Here is a 13,064-nt window from a genome sequence, read left to right on the forward strand (position 1 = left end):
CGTCAGCGTCGCTTCCGCCGGGTCGGCTTAGTTGTGCTTTTGCTTTTCACTATACCTTCTGGCGCCTCCGGTTGCTCTATAGGAAACACCGGCAAGGCGTTTAACAACCGCGGGCCGTAATTTTTGGTCAGCAGGCGCTTGTCGTAAATAATCACTTCACCCCAACAACTGTGGCTTCGGATCAACCGCCCGACCTGCTGAATGAGGTTAAACGAGGCGCTCGGCAGACTTTGCACTTCAAACGGATAGCGGTTCAGGCTTTTCAGCCATTCGCCCTCGGTGATGACCACCGGGCTGTCGATCGGCGGAAACGCAATTTTGTGGATGTGAACCTGGCTGAGCAATTCGCCTTTCAAATCGAGCCCTTCGGCAAACGACTGCAGCCCCACCAACACACTACTTTCCCCGCTTTCCACCCGCTTGCGGTGCAGCTCTACCAGGCGGTAACGCGGCTGATCGCCCTGCACCAGCAGCAGCAAACGCAAATCAGGTACGTATTCCAGAAAACGCTGCATCGCGCGTCCGCTGGCAAACAGCACTAACATCCCACGATGCTTTTTGGCCTCGACCTGCTCGCGGAAATAGGCCGCCATTTCCGCCAGATGCTGCTCTTCGTTATCCATCGACGGCTCGACGCTCATCCGTGGAATGATGATTTTTCCCTGCTCGACGTGATTAAACGGCGAATCGAGCGCAACAAAACGGTCGCCCGCTTTTTCCTTCAGGCCGCTCATCTCCTGCAAACGCGAGAAGCTGTTCAGCGAGCGCAGCGTGGCGGACGTCACAACGATATGCGGCACGCGCCGCCAGAGCAGTTTTTCCAGCTGGTCGCTGACGCGAATACCCACGCAGTGGAACCAGACGTGCGGCTGGCCGTCGCGCTGGTCCCTCGTGGCCCATTTAGTGACCGGCGCGCCGGAGGCCTGAACCATCGCCGAGAGCTTCCACAGTTTGCTTTGCGCCTCGAACATTCCCAACGCGCGGTTCATTTGCAACAGAACGCGGTGCAGACGCACAATATCGTGCGAACCGGTTTTTTCACTGAGATCGTTGAGAAACAGCTCCGATAATCCGCGCAGCATTTCGGTGAGTTTGGCCAGGCGCTGGCAGTGCGCCATGATTTCGTCCGGTAATTCGCCCATTGCAAAGCGGTGCTCGGCTTCCGGCCCGGTCGGCATGTACAGGCTGAGAATGTTATTCAGCGAAACAATGTGTTCCTGCAGCTCGTCACAATGCTCTTTCAGGCGTTCGGGTGCGGCCAGCGGCGGGAAGGTTTTCGGGCGGAATTGTTCCATGCAGGTCGCCACCAGCTTGATGAATAAATCCAGTTGCAGGCGATACCAGGAGGCGGTGATTTCGGCGCTCATCTCCAGCGCGTCGCGGGCGACATCCGGCAAATGGTGGCCTTCATCCAGTACCAGCAGCAGATTTTTGGCTTCCGGCAATACCGCCTCGCTTTCCATTGCCGCCATGACCAGTGCATGATTGGCGACCACCACTTCCGCTTCCTGAATTTCACGGCGGGCCACGAAGAACGGGCATTCGCGGTAGTAGTGACAGTTGCGGTTGAGACAGCTGGCTTTATCCGTGCTCATGCGACTCCAGAGCGCGTCATCGATAGCCTGATCGGTATGATCGCGCAGTCCGTCCCATTTATAGCTGTCCAAATCGGCTTTCAGTTTTGCACAACGCTTCTGTTCTTCTTTGTTGTTTGGCGTCAATTCGTCGTCGAGAAACGCCAGTAAATCCTGATGCGTCGGCTCGCTGCTGGACAGCGCGGTCAGATTACGTGGGCACACATAGCGCCCACGGCCAAAGGCGGCGGTAAAGCGCAGGTCGGGAATGATTTTTTTCAGCAGCGGCAGATCCTTGCTGTAGATCTGATCCTGCAAGGCGACGTTAGCGGTGCTTACCACCAGCGTTTTTTGTTCTTCGCGGGCAATGGCAATACCGGGAATGAGATATGAAAGGGTTTTACCGACGCCTGTCGGCGCTTCAATAGCCAGATGCCTGCCCTCGTCACCGGCGAGCGTTTTCGCCACATCGGCAATCATCTGCCGCTGCGGTGCCCTGGGGATAAAATCAGGGATCTGTTCCTGGAGCGCTTTATACCATGACGCGATTTGCGCCTTTAGCGCGGCGGTGAGTGCCATCTGAAAGTCCGAATACTGTATAAACAGACACTATTCTGGCACTTTCCGGCGGCATGAGCAAAAAAAATGGCCGCCGAAGCGACCATTCTTGTTTTGCCGCGATTACTGCGCGGCAGCAGGTTTGCGCGGACGACGACGACGCGCGGCGCCATCAGCGGCTTTGCGCGGCTGGTCGCCTTCGCTACGACGCGACTGGCCATTTCCGGCGGCGGGTTTATCACTGCGGCGCGCCTGACCGTTTCCGGCTGGTTTGTCGCTGCGACGCGCCTGACCACCGTCATTTCGACGTGGCTGGCCCTGACTCTGACTCTGACCACCGCGACCGCCACGGCCCTGACGACCGTTCTGAATCGGCTCCGCCTGGATGCTTGGGTCCACTTCGTAGCCTTCAACGGCGATACGTGGGATCTCTTTCTTCAGCAGACGCTCGATATCACGCAGCAGTTTGTGTTCATCCACGCACACCAGCGACAGTGCTTCACCGGTGGCCGCAGCACGTCCGGTACGACCGATACGGTGCACGTAATCTTCAGGCACGTTCGGCAGCTCGTAGTTCACGACGTGCGGCAATTCTTCAATATCCAGACCACGGGCGGCGATGTCGGTTGCCACCAGCACGCGCAAGTCGCCGGATTTGAAGTCAGCCAGTGCACGGGTACGTGCGCCCTGGCTCTTGTTACCGTGAATGGCGGCACTGCGAATGCCGTCTTTGTTCAGCTGTTCAGCCAGGTGGTTTGCGCCGTGTTTGGTTCGGGTAAACACCAGCACCTGTTTCCAGTCACCTTCTCCGATCATCTGAGACAGCAGTTCTCTTTTGCGTTTCTTATCAACGAAATGCACGTGCTGGGTGATCTGCTCGGAAGCGGTGTTGCGTCGCGCTACTTCAACTTCCAGCGGGTTGTGCAGCAGCTTGGACGCCAGGCCTTTGATTTCATCAGAGAAGGTTGCGGAGAACAGCAGGTTCTGACGCTTGGCAGGCAGTTTCGCCAGCACGCGACGGATGTCGTGGATAAAGCCCATGTCCAGCATGCGGTCGGCTTCATCAAGGACCAAAATTTCGACTTTATCGAGGCTCACCGCGTTCTGGTGTTCGAGGTCAAGCAGACGACCTGGGGTCGCGACCAGCACGTCAACACCGCTGCGCAGTTTCATCATCTGCGGGTTGATGCTCACCCCGCCGAACACCACCAGCGAACGGATATTCAGATATTGGCTGTATTCGCGTACGTTCTCGCCCACCTGAGCCGCCAGTTCGCGGGTTGGGGTAAGAATAAGTGCACGGACCGGACGACGGCCTTTAGCATGAGGTTCTTTCTGCGACAGCAGTTGCAGCAGTGGCAGGGTGAAGCCTGCGGTCTTACCGGTACCGGTTTGGGCACTGGCCATCAGATCGCGGCCCTGCAGCACGGCAGGAATAGCTTGTTGCTGGATAGGGGTTGGCTGACGATAACCCTGCTCTTCGACTGCGCGCAGGATCTCGGCGTTCAGGCCAAGGGTTTCAAAAGACATAACAACTCCGAACCGCCCCGACCATGACAGGTATCGTTTTCAGGGTGATAGTGAAAATAGGAAAGGACAAAAACGATAATGTCAGCAAGAGGCGGAGTGTAGCAGTTTTTGTGACGCACCGCATAAAATATCCCGCTTCTCTTTTCCCACGAAATAATTTACCGCCAGCAGTGGACGCGGTGAAAAATCAACCATAGTCTTAATCAATCGATTGATTAATTTTAGATGCGCCATGAATACCACACCCATCACCAGCAAAGGCGAACAGGCCAAAAACCAGCTGATTGCCGCGGCGATCGCCCAGTTTGGCGAATATGGCCTGCATGCCACCACCCGCGATATTGCCGCGCTGGCCGGACAAAATATTGCCGCGATCCCCTATTACTTCGGGTCGAAAGAGGATTTATACCTCGCCTGCGCCCAGTGGATTGCCGATTTTATCGGGGTTAACTTCCGTCCTCACGCCGAAACCGCCGAAGCGTTACTGCGCCAGCCCGAGCCGGACCTGCCCGCCATTCGCGCGCTGATCCTGCAAGCGAGCAAAAATATGATCCTGCTGCTGACCCAGGATGAAACGGTGAACGTCAGTAAGTTTATTTCCCGCGAACAGCTTTCGCCCTCGCCTGCCTATCAGCGGATCCACGATCAGGTGATCGCCCCGCTGCACGGATATCTGACGCGGCTTATCGCGGCGTACACCGGACGGGATCCGGCAGATACGCAGACCATTTTGCACACCCATGCGCTGCTCGGTGAAATACTCGCCTTTCGTCTTGGTCGCGAGACTATCCTGCTGCGCACCGGCTGGACCCAGTTTGACGAACAAAAAGTGGAACTGATTTTTCAGGTCATTACCTGTCATATCGATCTCTTGCTAAACGGATTAACGCAACGGAGCTGAAGTTATGAAGAAACCCATCGTCGTCATTCTGGCGGTCATCATTATCATCGCCGCAATTGCCGGAGGAACTTTCTGGTACCAGAGCCGACAGGACACCGGCCTGACGCTCTACGGTAACGTTGATATTCGCACCGTGAATATGAGCTTCCGCGTCGGCGGCCGTTTGCAGGCGTTGCAGGTGGATGAAGGCGATGCGGTGCAGAAAGGACAAACGCTCGGCGAAATCGACCGTGCCCCTTATCAAAATGCGCTGATGCAGGCCAAAGCCAACGTGGCGGCGGCCCAGGCGAAATACGATTTGCTGCAGGCGGGCTATCGTGATGAGGAAATCGCGCAGACCGCCGCCGCCGTGCGTCAGGCACAGGCCGCCTACGACTACGCGCAGAACTTTTATCAGCGCCAGCAAGGGCTGTGGAAAAGCCGCACCATTTCTGCCAATGATTTAGAAAATGCCCGTTCGTCGCGCGATCAGGCCCAGGCCACGCTGAAATCCGCACAGGATAAGCTCAGTCAGTATCACGCCGGTAACCGTCCGCAGGAAATTGCCCAGGCCAAAGCCAGCCTCGAACAGGCTCAGGCGCAGCTGGCACAGTCGCAGCTGGATTTGCAGGACACGACTCTGCTCGCACCGTCCAACGGCACTATTTTGACCCGCGCCGTGGAGCCGGGCAGCATGCTCAATGCGGGCAGCACCGTGCTGACGCTGTCGCTCACGCGTCCGGTGTGGGTGCGCGCGTACGTGGATGAAACCAATCTTAATCGCGCCAGACCAGGCCAGGCGCTGCAGCTGTATACCGACGGCCGCCCGAATAAGCCGTATCACGGCAAAATTGGCTTCGTCTCGCCGACCGCAGAGTTCACGCCGAAAACCGTCGAAACGCCGGACCTGCGCACAGACCTGGTGTATCGCCTGCGCATCATCGTGACGGATGCCGATGACGCGCTGCGCCAGGGTATGCCCGTCACTGTGAAATTCCCGGAGGGAGAGACGCATGAGTGAAGCGGGGATCAGGCTCGACGGGCTTATCAAACGCTTTGCTGGCATGGATAAGCCTGCGGTCGCACGGCTGGACTGCACCATTCAATCCGGGTATGTCACCGGGCTGGTTGGCCCTGACGGCGCGGGGAAAACCACGCTGATGCGCATGCTGGCCGGGCTGTTAAAACCCGACGAAGGCCAGATAAGCGTGATTGGCTATGACCCTATCCACGACAACAGCGCGCTGCACGCGCTGCTCGGCTATATGCCGCAAAAATTCGGGCTATATGAAGATCTCACGGTGATGGAAAACCTGACGCTGTACGCCGATTTGCGCAGCGTTACCGGCGATGTACGGGAAAAAACCTTCGCCCGGCTGCTGGAATTCACCTCGCTCGGCCCGTTCATCGGACGGCTGGCGGGCAAACTCTCCGGCGGCATGAAGCAAAAATTAGGTCTGGCCTGCACGCTGGTCGGCGAACCTAAAGTCTTGCTGCTCGATGAGCCCGGCGTCGGCGTTGACCCGATTTCACGCCGCGAACTGTGGCAGATGGTGCACGAACTGGCGGGCGACGGGATGCTGATTCTGTGGAGTACTTCGTATCTCGACGAAGCTGAACAGTGCCGCGATGTGCTGTTGATGAACGAAGGCGAACTGCTCTATCAGGGCGAACCGAAAGCCCTGACCGACACCATGCGCGGGCGCAGCTTCCTGATGAGCAGCCCGGCGGAGAATAACCGTAAACTACTGCAACGGACGCTGAAGCTGCCGCAGGTCAGCGACGGCATGATTCAGGGCCGTTCGGTGCGCGTTATCCTCACCAAAGACGCGAATGCCGACGTTATCCGCTCGGCAGACGGAATGCCTGAAATCGAGATTAACGAAACCGCCCCGCGTTTTGAGGATGCATTTATCGATTTGCTCGGCGGCGCAGGGACGTCCGAATCCCCGCTGGCGGCGATCCTGCACACCGTGGACGGCACGCCGGGCGAAACGGTGATTGAAGCCAAAGCACTGACCAAAAAATTTGGTGATTTCGCAGCTACCGACCACGTGGATTTTGCCGTCAAACGCGGTGAGATTTTCGGCCTTCTCGGCCCCAACGGCGCGGGCAAATCGACGACCTTTAAAATGATGTGCGGCCTGCTGGTGCCCACGTCCGGTAAAGCGTTGGTGCTGGATATGGATTTAAAAGTCAGCTCCGGCAAAGCGCGTCAGCATTTGGGCTATATGGCGCAGAAATTCTCGCTGTATGGCAACCTGACGGTAGTGCAAAACCTGTGTTTCTTCTCCGGCGTGTATGGCCTGCGCGGTAAAGCGCAGTCTGAAAAAATCGAACGCATGAGCGACGCCTTTGGCCTGAAAAGTATTGGTAACCACGCCACCGATGATTTACCGCTCGGCTATAAACAGCGCCTGGCGCTGGCCTGCTCGCTGATGCACGAGCCGGATATTCTGTTTCTCGACGAACCCACTTCCGGCGTCGACCCAATCACCCGCCGTGAGTTCTGGCTGCACATCAACAGCATGGTGGAAAAAGGCGTCACGGTGATGGTCACCACCCACTTTATGGATGAGGCAGAATACTGCGACCGCATCGGGCTGGTGTATCGCGGCAAGCTAATTGCCAGCGGCACGCCGGATGACCTCAAGGCCCAGGCCGCCGATGCCGAAACGGCTGACCCGACCATGGAGCAGGCGTTTATCACCCTAATTAACGACTGGGATAAGGAGCATCACGATGTCCGGTAGCGTTCTGTCCTGGCGGCGCGTGCGGGCGCTGTGCGTGAAAGAGACACGGCAAATCATCCGCGATCCCAGCAGTTGGCTTATCGCGGTGGTTATCCCGCTGATGCTGCTGTTTATTTTCGGCTACGGGATTAACCTCGATTCCAGCAAGCTACGGGTGGGCATTTTGCTGGAACAGCAAAGCGAAGAGGCGCTGGATTTCGCCCACGCGATGACCGGCTCGCCGTATATCGACGCCACAATCAGCGACAACCGCCAGGAACTGATTCAGAAAATGCAGGCCGGGCGCATTCGTGGCTTAGTGGTGATTCCAGTGAACTTCGCCGCGCAAATGGCGCGTGTTGGCGATACCGCGCCGGTGCAGGTGATAACCGACGGCAGCGAGCCCAATACCGCCAACTTTGTGCAAGGTTATGTGCAGGGCATCTGGCAAATCTGGCAGATGCAAAGGGCGGAAGATCGAGGTGAAAAATTTGAACCGCTGATAGACGTGCAGATGCGCTACTGGTTTAACCCGGCAGCCATCAGTCAGCACTTCATCATTCCAGGGGCGATCACCATTATTATGACGGTGATCGGTGCGATCCTGACCTCGCTGGTCATCGCCCGTGAATGGGAGCGCGGCACCATGGAAGCGCTGCTGTCGACAGAAGTGACCCGCGCTGAACTGCTGCTGTGCAAACTGATCCCCTATTATTTCCTCGGCATGCTGGCGATGGGGCTGTGCATGCTGGTGTCGGTGTTCATTATGGACGTGCCGTTCCGCGGTTCGCTGCTGGTGCTGTTTTTCATCACCAGCCTGTTTTTGCTGAGCACGCTCGGCATGGGCCTGCTGATTTCTACCATCACTCGCAACCAGTTTAACGCCGCCCAGGTGGCCCTGAATGCCGCCTTCCTGCCGTCGATTATGCTGTCCGGGTTTATCTTCCAGATAGACAGCATGCCCGCCGCCATCCGCGCGGTGACCTACGTGATTCCTGCACGTTATTTCGTCAGCACCTTGCAAAGCCTGTTCCTCGCCGGAAATATTCCGGTGGTGCTGTTCATCAATACGCTGTTTTTGATTGCCTCGGCGGTGATGTTTATCGGTCTGACGTGGCTGAAAACCAAGCGGCGGCTGGACTAGGGAGGCGTTATGTTTCATCGCTTATGGACACTTATCCGCAAAGAGCTGCAATCACTGCTGCGTGAGCCACAAACCCGCGCGATCCTTATCGCGCCGGTGCTGATTCAGGTATTGCTTTTCCCGTTCGCCGCCACGCTGGAGGTGACCAACGCCACCATCGCCATTTACAACGAAGACAGCGGTAAGCATGCGGTGGAGCTGACTCAGCGTTTCGCCCGCGCCAAAGCCTTTACCCACGTCTTGCTGCTGCACAGCCCGCAGGAAATTCAGCCAACAATCGACACGCAAAAAGCGCTGTTGCTGGTGCGCTTCCCGACGGATTTTTCGCGCAATATCGATAGCGGACACACCGCGCCGATGCAGCTGCTGCTCGACGGGCGTAACTCCAACAGTGCGCAGATTGCAGCGAATTATTTGCAGCGCATCATTGAGGATTATCAGCAGGAGCTGATCGACGGGAAGCCGAAACCAAACAACAGCGAACTGGTGGTGCGCAACTGGTACAACCCGAATCTGGACTACAAATGGTTCGTGGTGCCGTCACTGATTGCGATGATTACCACCATCGGGGTGATGATTGTGACCTCGCTGTCTGTTGCTCGCGAGCGCGAACAGGGTACGCTCGATCAGCTGCTGGTCTCCCCGCTCGCCACCTGGCAGATCTTCGTCGGCAAAGCGGTCCCGGCGCTGATTGTCGCCACCTTCCAGGCCAGTATTGTGTTGGCTGTCGGGATTTTCGCCTATCACATTCCGTTCTCCGGATCGCTGGTGCTGTTTTACTTCACGATGCTGATTTACGGGCTGTCACTGGTAGGGTTTGGTTTGCTGATTTCTTCGCTGTGCGAGACGCAGCAGCAGGCGTTTATCGGGGTGTTTGTGTTCATGATGCCGGCGATTTTGCTCTCGGGTTACGTGTCGCCGGTGGAGAATATGCCGGTATGGCTACAGGATGTGACATGGATTAACCCAATTCGTCACTTTACGGATATTACCAAGCAGATTTACCTGAAGGACGCCAGCTTCGATATTGTCTGGCAAAGCCTGTGGCCGCTATTGGTGATAGCGACCACGACCGGTTCGGTGGCGTACTGGGCGTTCAGGCGCAACGTGGCGTAATAGGATGTCACGCGTGGGCGGCGATTACGCCGCCTTAGTGCCAGCGGAAGGTTTTAGGTGACCGCTTTTTCTCTTTAATCAGTAAGGAAAGCAGCGCTGGTCCGGCAAGGATCACAACGGCCGCCAGGCCCAGCAGTAAATGGTTTTGCACCACGCGGGACAACAGCCACAGCACAATCACCGCCGCGCCAAAGTACCAGGTGGTGGTGAGCTCTTCGAGGAAATCACCAATGTCGCGCCAGCGCTCTTCGTGGTGGCGTTGCAGGAAAAGCATCAGGACAACCGTCACGGCATAAAGCGCACACAGCCCCAGTCCTACCCGGACCAGCGTGCCGCTCATCCACCCCATTACCAGAACTGCAACAACCAGCAAATGCGAAATAATCTGCCAGCAGCTCAGGCCAGTTACGACACGAATTTGTTGTTGCCACTTCATGTCTTGTCTCCAGAAGCATATTCAACTGTTAATTAGAGTACCGGACTTTACGGAAAATTCCGTAACACCGCACCTTTTTGTGACGGCTACTACACTATTTCATTCAGGACAGTGATGCGGACAGGAGAAATATGAATCAACCGTCGCGACATTTTTCATTGAAAATTTTGACTATCAACACGCACAAAGGTTTTACCGCGTTCAATCGCCGCTTCATTTTGCCCGAACTCCGCGATGCGGTGCGGGCCGTCGGAGCCGATATCGTCTGCCTGCAAGAGGTGCTTGGGGCCCACGATGCCTGGTCACTTCGCGTCGAAAACTGGCCGAGCACCAGCCACTATGAATTTCTCGCCGATACGCTGTGGAGCGATTATGCCTACGGACGCAACGCGGTGTACCCGGAGGGCCATCACGGAAATGCGGTGCTGTCACGCTTTCCGATTGCGCATTTTGAAAACCGCGACATTTCGGTCGGGGAAAGTGAAAAACGCGGGCTGTTGTACTGCCGTATTGTCCCGCCGGAACTGGCGACGCCGGTTCACGTCATCTGCGTGCATCTGGGGCTACGTGAAGCCCACCGCCAGGCGCAATTAACGATGCTGAGCGACTGGGTAAACAGCCTTCCGGAAAACGAGCCGGTAGTGGTGGCCGGAGATTTTAACGACTGGCGCCAGCGGGCCAACAGACCGTTACAACAGCAGGCCGGACTCGAGGAAATTTTCACCGCCGCAAATGGACGCCCGGCGCGCACTTTTCCGGTGAGCTTTCCGCTGCTGCCGCTGGACCGGATCTACGTCAAAAATGCCCAGGCGACCCACCCGGCCGCGCTCCCGCTTCGGGAGTGGCGACACCTTTCCGATCATGCACCGCTCAGCGCGGAGATCCACTTATGAAATGCGGCTGGCGTGAAGGCAATCAAATTCAGCTGCTGGAAAACGGCGACCAGTTTTATCCGGCCGTTTTCAGCGCGATTGAGAATGCTGAAAGCAAAATCATTCTTGAAACCTTTATCTGGTTTGAAGACAGCGTCGGCTGGCAGCTGCACGACGTATTGCTCAACGCCGCCCGGCGCGGGGTGAATATTGAAGTGCTGCTCGACGGCTACGGTTCGCCGGACCTCAGCGATAAGTTTGTGAGCGAACTGACCATGGCGGGCGTGGTGTTTCGGTATTACGATCCGCGCCCTCGCCTGTTCGGCATGCGCACCAATCTGTTCCGACGGATGCACCGCAAAATTGTCGTGGTGGACGCCGTGGTGGCGTTCGTTGGCGGGATTAACTACTCCGCGGAACACATGACCAATTATGGCCCAGAAGCCAAACAGGATTACGCAGTGCGCGTGGAAGGCCCGGTGGTGGAAGACATTCTGCAATTCGAGCTAGAGAATCTGCCCGGCAATGCCGAAGCCCGACGCTTCTGGCGTCGCCGACATCGTCCTGAAGAAAACCGCACGCCCGGTGAAGCGCAAACGCTGTTTGTCTGGCGCGACAATAATGAACATCGCGATGACATTGAACGCCACTACCTGAAAATGCTGGCCAATGCGCGTCGGGAAGTGATCATCGCCAACGCCTACTTTTTCCCTGGTTATCGGCTGCTGCATGCGATGCGTAATGCCGCGCGGCGAGGAGTGCGGGTCAAACTGGTGGTTCAGGGCGAGCCGGATATGCCGATTGTGAAAGTCGGTGCGCGGCTGCTGTATCGTTATCTGTTGAAAGGCGGAGTACAGATTTTCGAATATCAGCGTCGGCCGCTGCACGGCAAAGTGGCGCTGATGGATGATCATTGGGCGACGGTAGGCTCCGGCAATCTCGACCCGTTGAGCCTGTCGCTGAATCTGGAAGCCAACCTTATCGTTCATGACCGGGCGTTTAACCAGACGCTGCGCGACAATCTCAGCGACATTATTGCGCAAGACTGTCGGCAGGTGGACAGCTCGATGGTGCCCAAACGCAGCTGGTGGAATCTCAGTAAAAGCGTACTGGCGTTCCACTTTCTGCGCCATTTCCCGGCGATGGTCGGCTGGCTGCCCGCCCATACCCCGAAGCTGGCGCAGGTCAGTCCGCCGGTGCAAAACACGCTTGAAACCCAGGACCGCATCGACCCTGAGAATCCGGGAGTGAAACCCTGATGAGCCACTCTCACCCTCGCTGGCATCTGGCGAAAAAAATCCTGACGTGGCTGTTTTTTATTGCGGTTGCGGTGCTGCTGGTGGTGTATGCGCAGAAGGTCGACTGGCAGGAGGTGTGGAGCGTCATTCGCGACTACAACCGCACCGCCCTGCTCAGCGCCGTTGGGCTGGTTGTCGTCAGCTATCTGCTGTACGGCTGTTACGACTTGCTCGGCCGGGCGTACTGTGGCCACCGGCTGGCAAAGCGCCAGGTGATGCTGGTGTCGTTCATTTGCTACGCCTTTAATCTGACGCTCAGCACCTGGGTTGGCGGCATCGGCATGCGCTATCGCCTCTATTCGCGGCTTGGCCTGCCGGGCAGTACCATCACCCGTATTTTCTCACTCAGCATTACGACCAACTGGCTCGGCTATATTCTACTCGGCGGGGTGATTTTCACTATTGGGGTGGTCGATTTGCCCGCGCACTGGTACATCAGCGATACCACCCTGCGGATTATCGGCGGCGTGTTGTTGCTGATGATTGCGGTCTATCTCTGGGCCTGTGCATTTGCGCGGCGTCGTCATATGACCATCAAAGGGCAAAAACTGGTGCTACCGTCGTGGCGATTTGCCCTGCTGCAGATGTTGATTTCCAGCGCCAACTGGATGGCGATGGGCGCGATTATCTGGCTGCTGCTCGGTCAACAGGTGAACTACTTCTTCGTGCTGGGTGTGCTGCTGGTAAGCAGTATCGCCGGGGTTATTGTCCATATTCCGGCAGGTATTGGCGTGCTGGAGGCCGTGTTTATCGCGCTGCTGGCAGGAGAACATGCCTCACAAGGAACGATAATCGCCGCACTGCTGGCGTATCGGGTGCTCTATTTCTTTATTCCGTTGGCGCTGGCGACGGTGGGATATTTATTGCTGGAGAGCCGGGCGAAGAAGCTAAAGGCGAAAAATCAGAAGGCGATGGCGGAGTGAA

General features: G+C 56.9%; 11 protein-coding genes. 8 read left to right on the forward strand and 3 right to left on the reverse strand.

The window, feature by feature from the left end:
• Nucleotides 1-2 precede the first annotated feature (2 nt).
• Complete coding sequence (gene dinG / locus MUU47_RS20175) at nt 3-2,153, reverse strand: ATP-dependent DNA helicase DinG (protein WP_258989941.1); 2,151 nt, start codon at nt 2,151-2,153, stop codon at nt 3-5.
• A 102-nt stretch (nt 2,154-2,255) separates the two neighbouring features.
• Nucleotides 2,256-3,662, reverse strand: a complete 1,407-nt coding sequence (gene rhlE, locus MUU47_RS20180) for an ATP-dependent RNA helicase RhlE (RefSeq protein WP_258989942.1) — start codon at nt 3,660-3,662, stop codon at nt 2,256-2,258.
• A gap of 232 nt (nt 3,663-3,894) precedes the next feature.
• Here rhlE and cecR point away from each other — a divergent pair, with 232 nt between their 5' ends.
• From cecR to MUU47_RS20205, 5 genes are read left to right on the forward strand one after another with little or no spacing between them, the layout of a single operon-like run.
• Complete coding sequence (cecR, locus tag MUU47_RS20185; protein WP_258989943.1) at nt 3,895-4,563, forward strand: transcriptional regulator CecR; 669 nt, start codon at nt 3,895-3,897, stop codon at nt 4,561-4,563.
• Between the two features lie 4 nt (nt 4,564-4,567).
• Nucleotides 4,568-5,563, forward strand: coding sequence for a secretion protein HlyD (hlyD, locus tag MUU47_RS20190; RefSeq protein WP_258989944.1), 996 nt, complete (start codon nt 4,568-4,570; stop codon nt 5,561-5,563).
• Complete coding sequence (locus MUU47_RS20195) at nt 5,556-7,295, forward strand: ATP-binding cassette domain-containing protein (protein ID WP_258989945.1); 1,740 nt, start codon at nt 5,556-5,558, stop codon at nt 7,293-7,295. Before hlyD ends, MUU47_RS20195 begins: the two co-directional genes overlap by 8 nt.
• Nucleotides 7,285-8,418, forward strand: a complete 1,134-nt coding sequence (locus MUU47_RS20200) for an ABC transporter permease (RefSeq protein WP_258989946.1) — start codon at nt 7,285-7,287, stop codon at nt 8,416-8,418. The genes MUU47_RS20195 and MUU47_RS20200 overlap by 11 nt, the downstream gene beginning before the upstream one ends.
• Before the next feature lie 9 nt (nt 8,419-8,427).
• The gene (locus tag MUU47_RS20205) at nt 8,428-9,534 is read left to right on the forward strand and encodes an ABC transporter permease (protein WP_258989947.1); all 1,107 of its coding nucleotides are present in this window, start codon (nt 8,428-8,430) and stop codon (nt 9,532-9,534) included.
• 34 nt (nt 9,535-9,568) lie between these two features.
• Here MUU47_RS20205 and MUU47_RS20210 read toward each other — a convergent pair whose 3' ends face one another.
• A complete protein-coding gene (locus MUU47_RS20210; RefSeq protein WP_159773595.1) occupies nt 9,569-9,970 on the reverse strand; it encodes a YbhQ family protein in 402 nt (133 codons plus the stop codon).
• Nucleotides 9,971-10,101: 131 nt separating this feature from the next.
• Here MUU47_RS20210 and MUU47_RS20215 point away from each other — a divergent pair, with 131 nt between their 5' ends.
• From MUU47_RS20215 to MUU47_RS20225, 3 genes are read left to right on the forward strand one after another with little or no spacing between them, the layout of a single operon-like run.
• Nucleotides 10,102-10,863 (forward strand): endonuclease/exonuclease/phosphatase family protein, encoded by a 762-nt coding sequence (locus tag MUU47_RS20215; protein WP_258989948.1) that lies wholly within the window; start codon nt 10,102-10,104, stop codon nt 10,861-10,863.
• Complete coding sequence (gene clsB / locus MUU47_RS20220) at nt 10,860-12,101, forward strand: cardiolipin synthase ClsB (RefSeq protein ID WP_258989949.1); 1,242 nt, start codon at nt 10,860-10,862, stop codon at nt 12,099-12,101. The genes MUU47_RS20215 and clsB overlap by 4 nt, the downstream gene beginning before the upstream one ends.
• Complete coding sequence (locus MUU47_RS20225; protein ID WP_258989950.1) at nt 12,101-13,063, forward strand: lysylphosphatidylglycerol synthase domain-containing protein; 963 nt, start codon at nt 12,101-12,103, stop codon at nt 13,061-13,063. The genes clsB and MUU47_RS20225 overlap by 1 nt, the downstream gene beginning before the upstream one ends.
• Nucleotide 13,064 lies beyond the last annotated feature (1 nt).

The organism is Scandinavium hiltneri (assembly GCF_024764835.1).
GTDB lineage: Bacteria > Pseudomonadota > Gammaproteobacteria > Enterobacterales > Enterobacteriaceae > Scandinavium > Scandinavium hiltneri.